We start from the raw sequence: 19714 nt of genomic DNA on the forward strand, positions 1-19714 counted from the left end.
TTTCTTCGAGCTGCCGTTTACTTTTCTTTGATTTCTCCGTAATAAGCCGATTGGTAAATCGTGAAAATATCATCACGCTCCAGAGGCATCGGACTTCTCGCAAGAATCCGCTGTTGTTTGATGGCATCATCCGCTAGTGAATCGAGGGCCTCATGTGTGATGCCAAAACCTTGCAGGTTCAATGGGATGTTGACATCCGCCACTAAACGCTTAAGCTCTTCCACGCATTTGTATGAAGCTTCTTGCTGCGACAATTGATTTGAGCTGGCTCCCATCGCCTCCAGTATATCCTTCATGCGCTTTTCGCAGCTTGAACGGATATAACCCATGACATACGGAAGCAATACCGCATTCGATTCGCCGTGTGATAGATGGAACTGGCCGCCTAGCGGATAAGCGAGTGCATGTACGCCTGCTACACCGGCATTGAAAAATGCAAGTCCTGCTAAATAGCTGCCATAGCTCATGTCTGAACGCGCTTGTTTATGATCTCCTTCATTTACCGCTGTGCGAATAGAGCCGCTGATCAACCGTATCGCCTGCAGCGCCAAAGCATCAGTTACGGGATTGGCATTTACGGAAACATACGATTCTATCGCATGCGTCAATGCATCAATGCCAGTCGCTGCTGTTACTTTTGGCGGCAATGAAACGGTTAATGCGGGGTCCACAATCGCCACATCCGCCAATAAGAAGTTATGAGTCACCACATCTTTCGTTGTTTCAAGAGATAAGACAGCGATATCGGTTACTTCAGATCCTGTTCCGGAAGTTGTTGGAATCAGGATTTTCGGAATGCCTTTATTTGAAATTTCACGCGTCCCAGTCAGATTCAAGTAATCTGCAGCTTCCCCTTCGTGTGTAGCTAATACTGCCGCTAATTTAGCAAGGTCCAAGGCGCTGCCGCCGCCAAGCCCGATCACCAAATCGAATTGATGCTCTTTTGTATAAGCGACCAGTTTTTCGCCAACCGCAAGCGGCGGTTCTGGAACCACTTCTGTATAAATGCTCGTTTTCCAGCCCTGTTCTTTTAAAGGTGCTTCGATCTTATCCGCAATTCCAAGATCCACTAAAAAAGGATCTGTGACGATTAAGATATTGCTGGCGTTCAATTTTTTCACTTCGTCTGTCAAATGGTCGAGCGCTCCCCAGCCGGTATAGCTGAGCGGAGTAAAAGTAATTTTATGCGACATCGTTTTCCACTCCTTCATCGGTTTATTGCAGCGGATTGTGGTTCCACACAACCAATTTCATTTCCGTCATTTCTTCAATCGCGTATTTTAGCCCTTCTTTGCTGTTCCCGCTTTCTTTTACGCCGCCATATGGCATTTGGTCAACACGGAATGTCGGAATATCATTGATGATGACGCCTCCTACTTCCAGGCTCCTTGAAGCGCTAAATGCAGTGCTGATATCATTCGTGAATATTCCTGCCTGCAAGCCGAAATCAGAATCGTTGATTTCCCTTATTCCGTCTTCAATCGTGTCAATCGGATTGACGATGACAAGCGGTGCAAACACTTCCATGCAGGAAACTTTTGAATTTCTTTGGACATTGGCCAAAATTGTCGGCTGGAAAATACCGTCTTTAATCGCCCCTCCGGTGATTAACGCTGCCCCTTCCGAAACCGCTTCCTGTACCCAAGATTCCGCACGCGCTTGTTCTTTTTGCGAAATCATGGCAGAGAGGTCCGTCTTGTGATCAAGCGGATTGCCGATCACAATGCGTTCCGTAGCCGCTTTAAACTGTGCAAGAAATTCTTCCATCTGTTCTTTTACAATGTAAATACGCTGAAGGGAAATACAGACTTGTCCCTGATTAGAGAAAGCCCCTGTAACCGCTTTTTCGACCACTGCTTTCATATTTATCCCTTTATCGATGATCACACCCGCATTTGAACCGAGTTCAAGTGATACTTTCTTCAATCCAGCTTTGTCGCGGATGCCTTTTCCGACTTCTGGGCTGCCCGTGAACGTGATCATCCTCACTGACTCGCTTTCAACTAAAGCGTCGCCAACCGTTTTGCCGCTTCCAGTCACCACATTAAAAGCACCTTTCGGCAAATTCGTCTGATCGAGAAGCTCCGCCAAGAAAAGAGCAGAAAGCGGTGTTTGGGAAGCCGGTTTTAAGACGATCGTATTTCCCGCTGCGATAGCTGGACCGACCTTATGGGCCACTAAATTTTGTGGGAAGTTGAATGGCGTAATCGCTGCCACAACACCGATCGGCTCTCGCATCGTATAGCCAATCCGATTTGCTCCGCCTTTTGCGGCATCCAGCGGAATCATTTCACCCGTCAATCTTTTTGCTTCTTCTGCTGCGAATTTATAGGTTTCAATCGTCCGGTCAATTTCGGCTAAGGCATATTTCAGCGGCTTTGCCGATTCCAATGAAATGGTTTCAGCGGCTTTCTGTTTATGTTCGATGAAGAGTGAAGTCAGCTGCTCTAAAATCTGAGCGCGTTCATAGGCAGTCAGACCAGCCATCGCTTTCTTAGCACCTTCTGCTGAATCGATGGCTTGTTTGACATCTTCCAAACTTGCTTTAGGTATTTCAGCAAGTTTCTCATTTGAATAAGGCGACAGTAAATCCGAGTATTCTTCAGTTTCCACCCATTCTCCGTTTTTATACAACTTTTTTCTCACGTTTTTCAGCCTCCAACTCTAATTTATCTTGCAGACCTTCTACATCTTTTGTAAAAGTCTGGTCGGTTTCTCCTTTGAAGAAGTCTTTGCCGTAAATCAATAAGCATAGGCCAATTCCGATGGCAAAAGCCCAAGCCGCGCCCTTCACACATAACACAGCGCCCATGATTCCAGCAATTCCAAGGTCACGCTGGCTTTTCGCCTCCAGTATTCCAACTTTGACGCTGACATATCCTTGGATCAATAAAGTCAAGGCGAGCGCAACTCCGAGAATCGGTTCTACTAAAGTGACAATCGGCAGCAGGAATAATCCCGTATTCGTTCCCCAGCGGAAAGATCCCGCTCCTCCAAAGAACGAATCCATCGCTTTGCGTCCTTCTTTAAATCGTTCAACAACGACTACTTGCATCGCTGACCATAAAGGTCCCGCCATAGTAACGTCCGGTCCGATAACGCTCATCACGGAGTTTCTTGTACCAAAGATCAAGTGGGCGCGGCTCGGATTGTAATCCAATTTTTCGTCAGGCCGTGCTTTGCCTCCCTCTTTAACCAATGCACTGGTTTGGAGTACATCCCCAAAAAGAACGATGTAGGTAGCTAATACTGTCGGGAACCCTGTTAAGAACAGCATTAACGGCGGGAAGCCAAGCCCAAACAGCGTATAATTAGTCCACAGTCCTACAAAGTCTGGTGAACTGATGCCCCATTCAATTTTCGGCCATGAAGCTTCACCGAAAAGCGGCGCTAAAATAATAGCTAAAACGATAATCGGAAAGACCCCTAATTTTCCGACTGTGTTCCAAAATACATTTTTGTTTCGCAGCTTGCTGAAATGTTTAGAGAACAGGAGATAAAATCCAATACCGATGGCGATTGAAATCGTCCAAGGGAAAGTTTCAAAACGGCCGCCCACTTCAAAAACAGAAATGACGGCAGCAAAACCGGCACCGAGAATTACACCTGATTTAATCGCAGAAGGAACCAATTGCACAACTTTCGACGCCAATCCTGTAGCTCCCAGGAAAAGCGATAAGATCCCCAAAGTCATTTGAAACGCAATGAGTGCGTGCACTCTTTCCGGCCCTTCCGGGAATTGCATGCAGTAAAGCATGATCAAAGGAATAGCTGGTGTAATCCAGCCAGGAACTGCCGGATCGCCAAGCAGATGGTGCAACAAATAGAAAACACCATTCAAAACAACGATCGCCAATGCCACTTCAAAAGGCATGCCTAGTAATTCAATCAATAAAGGAATAGCAGATAAATCAACTGCACACATCAATAATCCTTGAACATAATCAGGCCATTCAAATCGATAATGGATAAATGGCAATCTGATTTTAAACGGACCAGCTGGTATGTATGGCGACTCTTCCCCGAACTTACGGTCTCTCCATTTCATTTTTCTTCCCCTTTTCTGTTTGCAAGATGGTTTTGAAACTAGTATGAATGAGCGCTCTCCCCCTTTTAATGAAACCGCATACATAAAAGCTTTTAAAAAATGAATACGTAACCATTCTTACGGAAAAATAAATTCATATAAATTATTATATGAATTTATAATCCATGGTTGTATTTCTTTCGAATAGTCTAACAGACTTTTGGATTTGGATGCAAGACTTATTTTTCTGATAAATCATTTCAAATAACTTCTCCACCGCTAAAAATCCTAATCCCCGCTCATCTTCCATGCCGATCGTTGTTAAATTCAAAGAGGCATGTCGGCTTAATTCCACGTTATCAATGCCGATAATGCTGAGGTCTTCCGGGATGCGAACCCCCGCAGAAATATAAAAATCCATGAGGCGAATCGCAATGGCATCTGTTGCTGCACAAATGGCAGTCGGCTTTTCAGCTGATTTTTGCAATGCAAGAAAAGTATCATAGAGTTCTTCCCTTTTTGTGTCGGTAATGACGATCCGTTCTTTTGGAATAGAGATTTGATGGTCTTCAAGTGCCTGGATAAAACCTTCCATCCGCCCCTTGAAAGTACTGACCGTAAGAGGGCCGCCAATCCAGACGATGTTTTTATGCCCTTTGTCCAATAGATGCGCTGCCGCTAAATAGCCCGCCTGCCGATTGTCAATTTCCACATAATTTTTCTCACTTTGATGCTTGCGGTTGAATAATATAAATGGAATGCCAGACTTCTCCAATTTATTGAAAATGGGATCGTCGAGATAAATCGAAGATAAAATGATGCCGTCCACTTTATTTTCAAATACGGAATTATAGACTTCTTCGCTATTGGCATCATTGATGAAATGCACATTGGTCCGGAATCCTTCGGCATTCGCATAATTGATGATGGCTGTTGTTGTTTCTGAGAAAAACGGATTATGCAAGGGTCCGGAAATCAATGCAATCGTCCGAGTTTTCCGCTGCACTAACGACCGTGCATTGCCATCCGGGATATAATTCAATTCATCGATTGCATCCATCACTTTTTTCAATGTGGGTTTTTTCACTCGCTCCGGCGTGTTTAAAACCCGGGATACGGTCGTTTGAGATACGCCAGCATGTCTCGCTACATCTTTGGAAGATACCAATTCATTCACCTAACTTTCTTTACCAGCCATGATTCCATCTGCTTGTATTTTGTTGGATAGGACAATTCATACTAATAATGTACCATAGGATTTCAAAAGAATGCCAAGCAGAAACAGAATTGGAAAAAGCCTGAGCATCCACTCGGGCTTTTTCAAGTTAATCACTGTATTCATATAGCGTAATGCTTTCAATATGGTTTAAGTAGCGTCTCAGCTCTTTTGCTTGTTCCCTTGAAATTTCACCTTCTTCATACATTTTATAAATTTTAGAACGGCCCATGTCCATGATGATCAAGCGCAATTCTTCTTTTTGCATTTCATATTGTTCATTGAAATGCGATTCAGGCGTTTTCAGCCCTTTAATCATCCGTCTGTAGTCGTGTATGACGGAACTCGCCATTTTTTCCTTGCCTTCTTTTGAAGCATCCAACAGATAATCCATCGCTTTTTCCAATGCTTCCAATTGTATATCTTTGCCTACTTGAATATTAACCAACCGTGTTTCGTCATCTTTTAAATACTCGCCTTTAAAGCGTCGCCAAGCTCGAATCAGTTTGCTTTGAATATAGACATTCAAAGAATGCACATTTTTTTCGATAGCTGCTTCTCTTCTTCTGAAAGATTTCTCGAAAGCTTTCCGAATCTTTTCATCATCGTAGTTTTTCTCTTTCAGCCGCATTTCTACATGCGATTTTTCGATACTTAACGCCTGCAGCCGGATTTTCTTCAAGTTTTTTCGGCGCTGCTTATTTTCATCCGACCTCAATTCTTCCTCCGGTAAAATTTGTTCTAACCGCAATTTGTATTCTTCGATCAATTCATAAGCGACGGTTTCATTTTCTTCAGTTGCTTCAGCTTTCAATTTCTTGATAGAAGCAAGCAAGAGCCTTTTTCTCGCTTCTTCCGTATCGATCTTCCCTACGCTTTGCCCTTCAATTGTCTCCCCCCGGCTCAATAGCGGCAATAGGATTGTGGCTGCAAGCAAAGTGAAGAGAATTGTGCCTGCTGCTAAAAAAACGATAAGCGAGCGATTCGGAAAGTCTTCGCCAGATTCCAAGGCATACGGAATTGACAACACCCCGACCATCGTAACCGTACCTCTAACACCGGTCAGACTGGTAAACAAAGTTTGTTTAAAACTTGGTTTTTCCACTTCATCGGTTTTATTAAACCGGGATTCGAAACTTGCAAAAAGATAGGACCAGATAAACCGGACCCCTAAGATGAAAACCCCGAGGCCGATCACGTAAGAGAACAACAGTAAGTAGCCAATATCCGGATTTTCCAGAACCCCGCTCATGGATGAAGGGATATTTAATCCGAGCAATAAGAAAACGATGCCGTTTAAAACGAATAAAATAATCGTCCAAATATTTTCAGCTAACATCTGTTCTTCAGCAACTAAAGTTTCTGTTCGTTCCCTGACAAGTGAATGGATGATTCCGGCTACTACCACAGAAATGACACCCGAAGCATGCAGCAATTCTTCTGTTATGATAAAAATGAAAAACGGCGTCATGATATGCAGCAAAGATTGGAATGTCACATCGTTGATCCCTTGCTTCCGAAGGATATGGCGGATCCAGATGACGAGTAGTCCAAGTACAATGCCAAGCACTCCGCCCGCTACAAATTTATAGGAAAAGTCAAAAATCGCTTCTTGAAGCGAGAAATAACCGGTGACGACTGCAGCCACCGCATAATTGAATGCAACAAGTCCGGATGCATCGTTGATCAAGGACTCGCCTCTAACTAAATTCAGCACTTTATCGGGAATATGAATCCGTTTGGCAATACCGTTTACTGCAACCGGATCTGTAGGTGACAGGATCGCCGCGAGTGCAAATGCTGCATAGAGCGGTATGGCAGCAATCATCCAATGAATAAAATAGCCACCAAGAATTGTAGTGAGAAGAACCAGAATAATGGCGTTTCCGAGTATCGGGCCGCGCATGCGCCACAGCTCTTCCCTTGGAAAATGGCGGCCGTCATTATATAACAAAGGCGCAATAAACAGCAGCAAGAACCATTCGGTATCGATATCAAACGATATATCCTCAAAAAACAGCACCAATAGAACCCCTAAGGCGATTTGGATCAATGCCGTCGGGATAAATGGTGTGTAATGGCTGATAACATTTGAGATGAGCAATGCTAAAAGCAAAAGAAGGATTGTCATTAAAATGTCCATAAATGACCTCCAATCATTTTTATAATCTCTTACTGTATACCCATAAAACGCCTTGCTTTAGACAGAAACTATCAAGGAATAATAAAAAAACCATTGAAGGCGATTATTCGCCTTCAATGGTTTCTTCAATAGGATCTGAATTGGTTGTTTTTCTTTTATCAACAAAAATCTCTCTTTTATGCCATCTGAAGAATTCGCCGTTTTCAGGGTAAACCGAGATTTTCTTCCCTTTTTTCAATCCGTATTCGGCATAGCGCTCTCCTGGAATTTGTTGTGCGATATGCAGCTTTCCGCCGGCTGTGAAACTGATCAATCCGGCAGTGAACATAGCTTCGTGATTATTGCAGAGCAATAAGCCGTTATAAGGATTGATTTTTTCTGCATCCGTACTGTCTTTCCACGGTTTTGCATAGCCTGCTTTTAATGCGGCATCGATGTCCATGCCGCATAGCGGGCATTCTTTATGCCACAAGGGCAAAAGCGATTTCCTGAATTGCAGCTGGCCGCGCTGGATTTTCGTTTTCATTTCCATGATGGTTTCTGCAATCAGCGTGATCAACGGATTGTGTTCCGTCATTCGGACCACTTCCATTGCGAGTTCCAATTGCTCCGCTTCCGGTACATACACATTCAAGCGGCTAATGCCTTCCAGCAATTCGATGGCGAGCTCTTCGTTGCAAGGATAAAGGTATCCAGGATTGCCTGTGCCGTCTTCTTTAAAAGCCGCATATTTCACTGGCAGAAGACTCGAAATATCGTCCAAACATTCCTTGATCGATAACGGATTCTCCAACTCCCGATATTCAACCGGCACCAAATAGCCGATCGCTGATTCTTTTTCAGGACTCCCTTCTCCAAAAGGCTTCCGTTCTTTTTTGAAGGCATCTTTTGCTATACTGATGGCCACGATCGCCCCTTTGACGTAATGGAAAATCCGGTCTCCTTTTTTCACTTCCATCAACCGCTGATAGGAATGCGGGACCATTCCCGCTTTGTCCGTTTCCGGAGCCCAGATCAAACCGGCATTCTTTTCTTCATGATATGTTTCACCCTGCATGACGATATATGCGTTCAAAACTTTTCCTCCTAATTGCTCAGCCGGATCGGCATTTCATTTTAGCGATGCAAATCCGTTTATGTAAACTTCCATGCTTCTATCATAACCTAAATCCCAGTTGAATGTTCGACAAGAAGTCTGACCGGACACAATAAAAGGGGTTGTCCCAAAAGTAATTTGGGACAACCCCTTTTTCGACAAAGCTAGCGCAGCGGCGCTGAGACAAAGACAGAAGCAATCTTATAACCACATGCTTTATTAGAAACGAAAAAGCTTTGCTTCACTTAATGCCTGAACTGATGACGCTTCGGACAAAATAACGGTTTGCAGCGACAAATAGGATCAATGCCGGCAAAGTAGCCACGACCGTTGCCGCCATCATCCTCCCGGGATTGACGAAGTTAGAGCCTTGGACGAGGTTTGCAACTCCGACTGTGACCGTTTTCATTTCATCTGCACTGGTCACAACAGATGGCCAAAGAAAATCATTGTAGATGGTCAGAAAGGTCAAAACGGATAATGTGGCAACGACTGGGCGGATCGCGGGGAAGATGACAAACCGCAAGACTTGCCATAACGAAGCACCATCGATGATCGCCGCTTCTTCTAAGTCTTTCGGGAATCCCCTTAAAAAGCTGTAAATTAGAAAGACACCCATCGTGTTCGCAGAATAGACCAAAATCAACGGAGCATACGTATCAATCAAATTAAATTGACGGAATAAGTAGAACATTGGAAACAAAGTGACTATCGTTGGAACCGTAAGAGCTGCCACAACGACAAGGAAAAAGAATCTCTTGCCGGGCAGATTCAAACGGGCAATCGAATAGGCCGCAAGAACATCAACGAAAACCACCAGCAAGGTCCCGATTGCTGTGACGATAGCGGTATTCAAAAGCCATCGGAGAACCGGTACATCTGCAGTGATGCCAAAAATGCTTTTATAATTCTCTAAAGTCCAAGTTTTCGGCAGTAATGAAGAAGTCGACATCGCCTCTCCCAACGCTTTGAATGACGTCAACACCATAAAAATCAGAGGCAGCAGAAACAACAATGCAAGCAATGTCGCCAATAATAGGATGAGGATATTTTTGCTTTTGGATTTTTTCATTTTCTGCCTCCTTATTGTTTTCTGAACGAATAGAAGTATTGTGCAGCAACGATAGCGACCATGACGGTCCCCATCGCCATTGCCATGGCTGATGCAATGCCCAGGTTATTTTGGCTGAAGACCATTTGCTGGATCACCATGATTAAAGACTGGGTGCTTTGCCCCGGCCCGCCTGCTGTGATGAGCAAAGTCTGGCCGTAAAGATTGAATGATGCAATAACTGTAATGATCGTTAAAAAGACAAAAACGCCTTTGATGGATGGAAAAGTGATGTGGCGGAACTGCTGCCACGATCCAGCTCCGTCCAAGCTAGCCGCTTCATATAAATTTTCATCCACTTCATCTAAAGCATTGATAAACAAGATCATATTAAAGCCGATGGTCCACCAGACGGTGGCAATTAAAATAGCGATCCAGGCAAGCGGCTGGTCATTCAGCCAGTTGAATGATCCAATACCGAAATTATTCAGCACATTGTTGACGTATCCGCCATTCCCGGTAAAAAGCCATTTGAAAATAGCTGATACTGCCGTTACCGATACCGCATAGGATATGAAAAAGACAGTCCGATAAAATACCTTGAATTTTTTAGGAATGCTGTTGACAAGCAGCGCCAATGCCAAACTGATCAAAACGAGCGGAATGACACTGATCACAACAAAAATAAGCGTATTTTTCAAACCGTTATAAAAGGCATCTCCAAACACTGTGCCGGGCGTTAAAATGGAGATATAATTGTCGAATCCGACAAATCCGCCATTTCCGGCAAAGATGGACCATTGATGAAAGCTGATATAAATGCCAAAAGCTAACGGAACGACTAAAAACAGCATAAAACAAATCAAGAATGGGAGAAACAAGACCGTTGACCAGGTTCTAGAAATCCGCATATTCCAATCCTCACCCCTATCGTCATTTAAAAGGCATTCCACTTAACTAACATGAAATGCCTCTACGTAGCAGTTATTCAGTTTATTGAGGCGCAGTTTCAGCAACTTGTTTTGATTGTTCCGTTGCTTTTTCTAGTTCGCCCATCAATTTCTCTTTCGTCATGCCTTCTTCTGAAATAATTTGAGGATAGACGTTTTCCACCAAATAGCGGACTTGTTCACGGTATTGATAAAGTTTAGGCGCTCCGACAAACGAATCGAATTGCTGGATGTTTTGAGCGGATAACGGATATTTCTCGACATCGCCTTCAACCAGCTCCATCGTCGGAATGTGGGTCGGCGCCTGGCCGCTTTCTGCCCAGTTCGCTAAATTCTCAGGTTGATACATGTAGTTCAGGAATTCCGCAATACCTGCCATTTTCGCTTCATCGTTTACTGAAGACGGCAAAGCGAGCGTATGCCCAGCTCCGTAGACGCCTTTTTGGTCCCCAAGCTGCGGGATGGATGCAATACCTAAATCATCTCCATAAGCTTCTTTCACCGCTGCGTAATACCAAGGGCCAGTTAGGGAAGTAGCAGTCTGAACTGCGCTGTTTCCTTCTTCCACTTGTTTCATAAACGCTTGGAATTCACCATCAAGGCCCAGTCCCGGTGGAGAGATTTGGTCTTTAAAGACCATATCGTGGTAAATCATGAGAGCATCAGCCAATTCTTCCTGCGCTAAATTCATATGGCCATCTTCCACCAAATCGATATTATTTTGAGCGGCGATTGTCATGATGAACCATTCAGCAAGTCCAGCACTTGGAATACCTGTAGCAAAAAGGTTCGGATCGTCTCCATTGAGCTTCTTCGATAATGCCATTAAGTCTTCGTAAGTAGCCGGTGGCTCAGAAGCAAGCTTCTTATTGTAGAACATCGTTAACGGATGGATGTCAAGCGGTACTGCAAAAACACCATCATCAAATGTCACATACTCCTGAGCTGCCGGGTGGAAATCATCCATACTGATTTCAGCAGTTTCCATGGCAGAGCTGATATCCTGAATCATGCCATCCTGTTTAAACGTTTCAAGCATATCCGTATGGATAACAACCAAATCATAATTTCCAGTCTTGAACTTTGTATAATGATCTTTTTCCTGGGATTCTTCGACGACATACTGATCTTGTGACTCATTAAAACCATCCGTTATTTTTTTCATGTAATCCCCATCACCGCCAGTAAATCCGTTAATAAAGGTAATTTTTGTTTTGCCATCCGCGGTTTCACTGTCTGCTCCGCCGCCGCATGCAGCCAAAATCAGCGCACTCATTAGAATGACGGCCAAAAATATCTTCTTCATTTTCATTCTCCTTTCTTTCATCGAAAAGTTTGTTGGAAATTTGTAAGCATTCCTTACACGAGCCCTCCTTTGTAATTGCCATATTAAGGATTTTTTAGTTTTCTTAATTTTAATACAATTCAGAAAACATAGCAAATTCTATTTGAGCCAACTAAGCAAATAAAAAAGGAACTTCCACCCCTATGGAAGTTCCTTGCTATAAAAATAATGCCATTAGTTGACTGCTTTACATTTCATTTTCCCTAACTCATCCGCGATTGGTTGTTTTGTACTTTTCCCCTTTACTGTCGTAAGTGACCCATTCTCCGACCGGATCTCCTTTTTTAAAATACCCTGACCGTTTAATTGTGCCATCAGTACGGTACCACTCCCAATAACCTTCCGGCTTTTCTCCTATCATCTTTCCTTTTGACCAAACCGTTTTCCCGTTGGCATGATATTTTAAAGTATAGCCATCAATCACTTCCTGTTTTTTATCCTTAACCTCGTTGCATTTTTCGTCTTCCATTTAGCACCTCCTGCCGGATATTATGTATCAGCTAACTCATCATTAAGAGCCGAGATATAACGATCTGCCGAATTTAGGACCTTTTGTCTTGCTTCCGCTTCCATGACCCGCTGGAAAGCATCATATAGTTGTCCGAAAGAGAGCTGCTCCACCTGGTTGGCCATTCTTCCCACGACCTTTGCAGAAAGCGGAATGAAATTAGGATAGCTGTACATGAAAGTGGCCCAGTTCCGATCTGCAGCTACCCGAATAACGTCACCAGTAAACAGCTTGCCGCCGTCCTTATTCCAATGGGCAATTGCCGCACCTTTAAAATGGCCGCCTATCCGGTGAAGTGTAACTGTTGGATGAAGCGCCAGAGAATCTCCCTGCCAGTAGCGGATCCGCTCACTTTCCCTCGTGACAAACTGGCGGTCATCTTCATGAATATAAATAAGGGCATCAAATGTCTCAGCCCACTCGACTTGGGAAGAATAATAATGCGGATGCGACAACGCGATCGCATCTATGCCCCCATTATCCTTAATTTGGCGGATGGTTTCCTCGTCCAAATAAGTAATGCAGTCCCAGAGAAGATTTAATCCTTTATTTTGAATCAAATAAGCGGACTGCCCAATCGCATACTTCGGCTTGGTTTGGATCATTAACAAATTGTCGGTGATCTCTGAAATTTCATTTTGATAGGAGCCGCTTGCCTGCATTTCTTCTAATGTTGTCCAGGTTTGTCCAGATGGATTGACGTATTGCCTTTCTTCATTGCAGATGATGCATTCATCGGGAGGCGTTTCTGAATTGCTGTATTGCACACCACATGTTTCACAAATAAATTTAGGCATGAATTTCTTCCTTTCTTTCATTAGATGCGAACGCTTTATTGTTAATTCAAGTATAGAATTATTTTACAATTCCGTCATCATCCATTAGTCCAGTTATGAACACAGAAAAGCCAATGAAGAAAAATTCTTCATCGGCTTTTAGGGCTGCAATCTTTTTATTTTCTTTGAAGTTCTTCCACACGTTTCATAATAATCGGAATGAGCGGATCATCCGCTTCCAATTCTGCCACTTCTTGAAGTGTTTTTTCAAATCCCTGCGCTGCAATCATTTCCTGCAATTGTTTGGCTTCAGGATCTTCGTCATTTACATAAAGCAAGACAGCCGCAATGACGGTGGCTAAATGGACGGGCTCTTTCCCCGTCAATTGCCAGTAAAGACTTGCCGGGCGAATCAACCGGTCATTTTTGCCTAATTTACGCAACGGGCCTCTTCCGACACGCGTCACATGGTCCGAGATATTAGGATTCTGGAAGCGGCCAATGATTTTTTGGATGTACGCTTCGTGTTCTGCCCGGTCAAAGCCATGCTCTTGAATGATCACTTCACCGGTTTCACCTAAAGCTCCTCCAAGAAGCTCTTCAATCTCTTCGTCCTGCATCGCATCGAAAATCGTCTGGAACCCTTTATAGCGGCCAAAATACGCGGGAACCGTATGGCCGGTATTGACAGTGAACAATTTCCGTTCAATGAACGGGCTTAAATCGTCCACATACGTGATGCCTTCTACAGCAGGAACTTCACCTTTTAATGCCGGTTTTTCAACTACCCATTCGTAGTACGGTTCAACTGCGACAGCTAACACATCATCGCTTGTCTGATCCGGGACGATCCGGTCGACCGCTGCATTCGGAAAACCAATCAGCCGGTCCGCTGTTTCTTTTTCCTGTTCGGATAAATGCGTATAAACATGTTCTTTCAACAAGGAACTGGCATTGATCATGTTTTCGCACGCAATGATATTCAGCGGCTGAGGATTTTTCTCAAACCGCGTTCTCAGTCCTTCTGCCATAAGACTTGAAATCATCGGCAATACTTTCGGGCCGACAGCCGCGGTCACTAAGTCAGACTGGACGATGGCATCTACGCCTTCTGCTGGGTTGCTCAGTGTATTGATGCCGCGAACCTTTTCAACGTGAATAGTTTGCTGTTCAGAACCCATTAATGTCACGTCATAGCTATTTCGCACATTCAAGGCATCAACAACCGTTCCATTGACATCCAAAAAAACCGTTTCGTAATTTGATTCAAATAATAAGGCGCCGATAAACCCTCTTCCGATATTGCCGGCGCCAAAGTGAACAGCTTTCATTCAGCTCACCTCGCTGAATAGGTCCAGAATTTCTTCTTCAGTCGTCGCATTCAAAATTTTATCGATATTTTCTTCTTCTGAACAAACAATCGCGATATTTGAAAGGATTTCCAGATGTTCATTTCCTTTTCCGGCAATGCCGATCAAGATTTTGGCAATATTGCCTCCGCCAAAATCGATGCCATCCGGAACAGTCACGACCGAAATTCCGGTTTCAAGTACATTTTTTTTCGCATCTTCTGTGCCATGGGGGATAGCGAGTGAATTCCCCATAAATGTGGAGGTCAGCTCTTCCCGCTCCAACATTTTTTCGATATAAGCTTCATCTACATATCCACCATCGACCAGAATGCTTCCAGTATAGCGGATAGCCTCTTCTTTTCCGGATAATGAAACATTTAATTTGATATTATCTCTGCTCAATACTTCTTTTGCCATTCGTTCAACCACTCCTTTAAAGATGTATTAGCCTCACTTGTCAGTTTTCAAACGTTGGGCTAATTTATCGTATTCCGGGCTGTTCATGAAATTCTCGACTGAAATATGTTCAGCTCCAGGCAGTTTCGCTTTCGCTCGATCCGTTAAATCTTTGTGCGTCACCACGATATCTGCATCATCCGGCAGCTGATTGATCGCTGTATTGGTAACCGGAATGTCAATATTTTCTTTCTTGAACTTATTGCGGAGTAATGAAGCCCCCATAGCGCTCGATCCCATACCCGCATCACAAGCAAATACCACTTTGTGGACATTTTCCGGTGCAAGCATCGTTGAATCGACAGGCTGCGTATTATCCGTTTCTACTCGTTCCCCTGCTGCCGCACCCACAGCTGCTTGTGCAGGTTTCGGAGTCAAATAACCCGTTGCATCACTTTTCTTGCCTTTCATTTCTTCCATTTTGCCAGCTGCTGCAGCTAAATCTTCATCTTCCACTTTGCTTGTTTTCAAGATAACGGAAGCAATTGCGAAAGAAACGGCGGCAGCGACAACAACGCCTGAGATAACGCCAAGATAATTTCCTTGAGGCGTCAATGCCAGCAAGGCGAAGATACTGCCTGGCGACGGCGTCGCTGGAAGGCCTGCATCAAATAGTGTAAACATGAACACACCGCTCATGCCTCCACCAATAGCCGCTAACAGCAGCATCGGTTTCATCAAAATATATGGGAAGTAAATTTCATGGATACCACCGAGAAATTGGATGATTGCTGCACCAGGAGCCGAAGCTTTTGATACCCCTTTGCCGAAAATACTGAAAGCCAAGAGAATTCCAAGACCTGGCCCCGGGTTTGTTTCAAGCAAGAATAGAATTGATTTTCCTGCTTCTGCCGCTTGGTCGACGCCAAGCGGGCTCAAGATTCCGTGGTTGATCGCATTGTTTAGGAAGAGAACTTTTGCAGGCTCGATAATAATGCTTGCGAGCGGCAACAAGCCCATATCTACAATCACTTCAACCCCATCAGCCAGGATATTAGTCAAAGAACTAACGACCGGCCCGATGATGTAAACGGAAAAGCCGGCGAGAATTGCCCCTAAGATACCAGCAGAAAAGTTATTGTAAAGCATTTCGAAACCGGTTCTGATTTTTGCCAAAAACAAGTTATCAATCACTTTCATTAGATAACCCGCAAGCGGCCCCATAATCATGGCCCCTAAGAACATCGGAACATCGGCGCCTACAATGACCCCTAATGTGGCCGTTGCACCAACTACGCCGCCTCTAAAATCATAGACTAATCGTCCACCGGTAAAACCGATTAATAATGGAAGCAAGTACTTGATCATTGGATCGACAAGACTTGCCAGCGTTTCATTCGGAATCCAGCCATCCGGTATGAACAAAGCTGTAATAATCCCCCAAGCAATGAATGCTCCGATATTCGGCATAATCATACCGCTTAAATAGCTCCCAAAACGCTGAACTTTTGCACGAACATTTGTCTCCGCCATTTAAATCCCCCTTTTTCATATTTAGTTGAATGAAGGTATTGCTTTCATCTTACATAACCACCAAGCCCTTTCTTTTTAGAAATTTTGTCCAATATTAAGTTTGTACCCTACTTAAACCATTACTTAATCCCCAAATTAAAAATTAGCCGAATTTAAAGATCAAGCATTTGGATAGCTGAACACAAAAATCGCTTAATTTTAATGTAGCATAATCTTTTGTTGAGAAGGTTAAAAAATTCATAATAATCTAATTAATAAGATTTAAACCTTTGTTTAAAATTGAATAAAATAAGAAAATATTTTTATTATGTCATCTAAAGTTATTATGCATAAAGATGCACATTCTTCATAAACCGCTTTTAGCTCACTCCGACAATCAAAAATCTTCGCTGCAAATCGAATTCAGATGATAAACGATAATCCGCTTCAATTTGTGCGTTTCCATCAAATGCGGCCTGATCATCCCATCGAGCGCCAATCCATCCAGTAAGGAATACATCCTTTCTGTCTCCAGATGAAGATCCGCCTCCTTCTTTAATAAATTGAGCAAGACGAGATAAGACATCACTTCTTTGATCGCAAGGTAGACACTGTCTCTCTCAGCATCAAACACCTCCCCTTTATGGCGGGCATGGATTTTAAACACCAATCTTACTTCGGCTTCCAGTTTTGTTTCTCCTGTCGCTGGCATTAAATCCAATAGAACTTGGACAATTTTTTCTTTCGGCGGCATGTCCAATTTAAAAACTCTCGTCATCCTTTCAGCTGTTTTTTGGTAGACCAAGTCTCTGGAAAAACCTAATAATTCACTCTGCGAAGCGAAATAATAGCGTAGTGAACCTAAAGATAATCCAGCTTCCTTCGCAATATTCCTTACTGACGCCCCTTCCATTCCCTGCTCTAAAATTACTTTCCATGCGGCTTCAGCAATCATTTCTTTACGTTTAGTATGTTCAATAAGTTTTGGCATAAACCTATTTTATCAGAATACTATTAATATTCAATATTTTAATACAACTGTATTAATTAAAAATATGCATAATCTTTTATTTAGTACGGATGTATTAACAAAAATATGATAAATTTATCGCAATGTGGATAACTCTCTTAAGCTGTGGGTTACTGTAAATTCATACTCAAAACCGTCTGCAATGCATAAAAAAAATGCCTACCCCCGCTTTAGCGAAGACTAGACATTCCTATCCATAAACAAACTCACATTTTAAGCATCCGATACATGAAGAAAAACGTACTTCCGAAAATGACTACAAGGAATATCGGTAAAAATGCAGCACCCAATCCTTCTACTGCTCCTTTAGCAATTTGGATGGTCTGATAAGTAATGAAACTGAAGAATAAAATGATTTCATTTTTTAGCACATTCATCATTAAGCGTGCATTTTTATATTGCACTTCGATATTGTCTTCCCGTAAATTGAGGTAATTGAACGTGTGCGGATATTTTGAAACAGCTGTCATCAAAAGCCATAAGCCACCTCCAACTAACGGCAATATCCATAATTCCATCTTGCTTCCCCAACGGTCCGCTTCACCGCTCCCATTAAAATGTCCAGGCACCTCATCCGGCAGACTTCCGAATACAGAAACCAAATAAATGATTGAAAGTAAAAAGACGGTAATGCCTATTGCATCAAATGTTTGTTCAAACCGCGTTTTAGGAAGATCAATTTTAGGTTGTTTCATTTGAAAGTCCCCTCCCCTCTTCTTTCTTTTTACGAAATTTTTTTGAAATGGTTTCATTAAATGCAAAAAGCCGATTTGCGAATAACGCAAATCGGCCGTATATATTCATATTCTATTTTTACGGCTGCTGTCTTGGACGAATCAAAATTTCATTGACATCAACATTCGCCGGCTGCTGGACAGCATAGCCAATTGCCCGTGCAATGTCTTCCGGCTGAAGGAATTCCATTTCCGGTCCATCTTTGAAGCTATCCAATACATCGTCATCGGTAATCGTATTGACCAATTCCGTTGCCACTGCACCTGGTGAGACAATCGTCACCCGGATATCCATGGAAGGATCGATTTCCTGGCGCAACCCTTCGGAAATTGCCCGTACTGCAAATTTCGTTCCGCTATAGACTGCACTTCCTGGTGTAACCGAATGCCCGGCTACAGAGGAAATATTGATGATATGCCCTTCTTTTTGGCTTTCCATATGCGGAAGGACAGCCGCAATTCCATAGAGGACGCCTTTGATGTTCACATCCACCATCCGGTCCCATTCGTCCAATTTTAATTTATTCATGAACGAAAGCGGCATTAAGCCCGCATTATTTAATAGCACATCAATGCGTCCGAAGCGTTCGATGGCCGCATCCGCCAAAGCTTTCATCTGTTCAGCTGAAGTTACATCCGTCACTACGTATTCCGCAGTGCCTCCAGCCTCTTCAATTGCCTGTTTTAATTCCACAAGACGGTCTTCGCGTCTTGCGGCCAGCATGACCGAGTAACCTTGCCCTGCTAACTCTTTTGCGGCAGCCTGTCCAATTCCGCTGCTAGCTCCCGTAATGATCGCTGATTTCGTTGCCATATGTAATCATCTCCATTTCAAAATTACTACCACGTTTATTATGTACCCGTTCTTTGGACTTTGACACTTAAAGAATTACCCTTCATGTACCGGCTTAATTCTTTAATTTATTAAATTGCTTAAAGAGGAAGCTTTTTCGATATGCATTTCTTCTCCAATTGTTTTTAAGATGATATCAAAGCTTTGGCTAGAAGGATGCATAAAAATTTCGTATTGAATTCGCCGCTCTACATGCGACTGACGCAAATATTCAAGTTCTGCTCCTCTTTCTAAGACATCTCGGCCTGCTCTTCTTTCAAACTCTGTTTGGCCATCCGTGTAAAGATAAATTTTTAAATCAAATAAGGCCGGATTTAAAAAAGCGACGCTCATCCCTTCAACAATCGACAGTTTTTTATCCGCCGAAAGGAGTTCACTCTCCATATAATGAGTATCAATCGTTCTTACACTCAACCCGTCCCGAATCATTCGGACGTCTCGCTCCAAAGATGGAAGGTGATGGGCGCCTGGGTGGCAGGCAGTCATTTTAAACCGATGAAGTTGATTTTCGTATGTGTATTCGAGCACCGTATTTTTACGGACACTCGAATTGATGATATAAGGATCCGTGTTCAGGTAATTCGTTTTGTTTCGGCCGATCCTATCTATCAGTTTATTGGCAAATACGGTTTTCCCGGCTGCTCCGTGTCCTGAGATGCCAATCAGGAGTTTCTTCTCTGAATGGCCAATCCGTTCGGCTAACTCTTGAATAAATCCGTCCATTG

Annotated in this window: 18 protein-coding genes; all 18 read right to left on the bottom strand. The window is 43.2% G+C overall.

The features are described 5' to 3' along the window. Nucleotides 1–17: 17 nt before the first annotated feature. Entirely contained in the window at nucleotides 18–1193 is a 1176-nt protein-coding gene (locus NFU07_RS00900; protein ID WP_251473327.1) for an iron-containing alcohol dehydrogenase, read from the bottom strand. Nucleotides 1194–1215: 22 nt separating this feature from the next. After that, entirely contained in the window at nucleotides 1216–2646 is a 1431-nt protein-coding gene (locus tag NFU07_RS00905) for an aldehyde dehydrogenase family protein (RefSeq protein ID WP_251473330.1), read from the bottom strand. Next, a complete protein-coding gene (locus NFU07_RS00910; RefSeq protein WP_251473333.1) occupies nucleotides 2627–4048 on the bottom strand; it encodes a DUF3360 domain-containing protein in 1422 nt (473 codons plus the stop codon). Before NFU07_RS00910 ends, NFU07_RS00905 begins: the two co-directional genes overlap by 20 nt. A 145-nt stretch (nucleotides 4049–4193) precedes the next feature. Next, a complete protein-coding gene (locus tag NFU07_RS00915; protein WP_251473335.1) occupies nucleotides 4194–5204 on the bottom strand; it encodes a LacI family DNA-binding transcriptional regulator in 1011 nt (336 codons plus the stop codon). Nucleotides 5205–5352: 148 nt separating this feature from the next. Beyond that, on the bottom strand, nucleotides 5353–7386 hold the full coding sequence (locus NFU07_RS00920) for a Na+/H+ antiporter (protein WP_251473337.1): 2034 nt from the start codon (nucleotides 7384–7386) through the stop codon (nucleotides 5353–5355). Nucleotides 7387–7489: 103 nt separating this feature from the next. Continuing rightward, the gene (locus NFU07_RS00925; protein ID WP_251473338.1) at nucleotides 7490–8461 is read right to left on the bottom strand and encodes an HNH endonuclease; all 972 of its coding nucleotides are present in this window, start codon (nucleotides 8459–8461) and stop codon (nucleotides 7490–7492) included. 262 nt (nucleotides 8462–8723) lie between these two features. Further along, complete coding sequence (locus NFU07_RS00930) at nucleotides 8724–9554, bottom strand: carbohydrate ABC transporter permease (RefSeq protein WP_251473340.1); 831 nt, start codon at nucleotides 9552–9554, stop codon at nucleotides 8724–8726. 11 nt (nucleotides 9555–9565) lie between these two features. Then, the gene (locus NFU07_RS00935; RefSeq protein WP_251473342.1) at nucleotides 9566–10444 is read right to left on the bottom strand and encodes a carbohydrate ABC transporter permease; all 879 of its coding nucleotides are present in this window, start codon (nucleotides 10442–10444) and stop codon (nucleotides 9566–9568) included. An 82-nt stretch (nucleotides 10445–10526) separates the two neighbouring features. Beyond that, entirely contained in the window at nucleotides 10527–11789 is a 1263-nt protein-coding gene (locus NFU07_RS00940) for an ABC transporter substrate-binding protein (RefSeq protein WP_251473343.1), read from the bottom strand. 247 nt (nucleotides 11790–12036) lie between these two features. Further along, the gene (locus tag NFU07_RS00945) at nucleotides 12037–12297 is read right to left on the bottom strand and encodes a toxin-antitoxin system YwqK family antitoxin (RefSeq protein WP_251473346.1); all 261 of its coding nucleotides are present in this window, start codon (nucleotides 12295–12297) and stop codon (nucleotides 12037–12039) included. 20 nt (nucleotides 12298–12317) lie between these two features. Beyond that, the gene (locus NFU07_RS00950) at nucleotides 12318–13133 is read right to left on the bottom strand and encodes an MBL fold metallo-hydrolase (protein WP_251473348.1); all 816 of its coding nucleotides are present in this window, start codon (nucleotides 13131–13133) and stop codon (nucleotides 12318–12320) included. Nucleotides 13134–13288: 155 nt separating this feature from the next. Then, nucleotides 13289–14443, bottom strand: a complete 1155-nt coding sequence (locus tag NFU07_RS00955; RefSeq protein WP_251473351.1) for a mannitol-1-phosphate 5-dehydrogenase — start codon at nucleotides 14441–14443, stop codon at nucleotides 13289–13291. Continuing rightward, nucleotides 14444–14881, bottom strand: a complete 438-nt coding sequence (locus NFU07_RS00960; protein ID WP_251473354.1) for a PTS mannitol transporter subunit IIA — start codon at nucleotides 14879–14881, stop codon at nucleotides 14444–14446. 33 nt (nucleotides 14882–14914) lie between these two features. After that, nucleotides 14915–16393 carry a PTS mannitol transporter subunit IIBC gene (locus NFU07_RS00965; protein WP_251473362.1) on the bottom strand — a complete coding sequence of 493 codons (1479 nt, stop codon included), beginning with the start codon at nucleotides 16391–16393 and terminating at the stop codon, nucleotides 14915–14917. 376 nt (nucleotides 16394–16769) lie between these two features. Further along, nucleotides 16770–17363 (bottom strand): TetR/AcrR family transcriptional regulator, encoded by a 594-nt coding sequence (locus NFU07_RS00970; RefSeq protein ID WP_251473364.1) that lies wholly within the window; start codon nucleotides 17361–17363, stop codon nucleotides 16770–16772. A gap of 245 nt (nucleotides 17364–17608) precedes the next feature. Beyond that, entirely contained in the window at nucleotides 17609–18097 is a 489-nt protein-coding gene (locus NFU07_RS00975; RefSeq protein ID WP_251473367.1) for a DUF1648 domain-containing protein, read from the bottom strand. A 118-nt stretch (nucleotides 18098–18215) separates the two neighbouring features. Beyond that, entirely contained in the window at nucleotides 18216–18950 is a 735-nt protein-coding gene (locus tag NFU07_RS00980) for an SDR family oxidoreductase (protein WP_251473368.1), read from the bottom strand. A gap of 102 nt (nucleotides 18951–19052) precedes the next feature. Then, nucleotides 19053–19712 (bottom strand): uridine kinase family protein, encoded by a 660-nt coding sequence (locus NFU07_RS00985; RefSeq protein ID WP_251473370.1) that lies wholly within the window; start codon nucleotides 19710–19712, stop codon nucleotides 19053–19055. Between the last annotated feature and the right edge of the window lie 2 nt (nucleotides 19713–19714).

It is taken from the genome of Planococcus sp. NCCP-2050 (genome assembly GCF_023708025.1).
In the GTDB taxonomy this organism is placed as follows: Bacteria; Bacillota; Bacilli; order Bacillales_A; family Planococcaceae; genus Planococcus.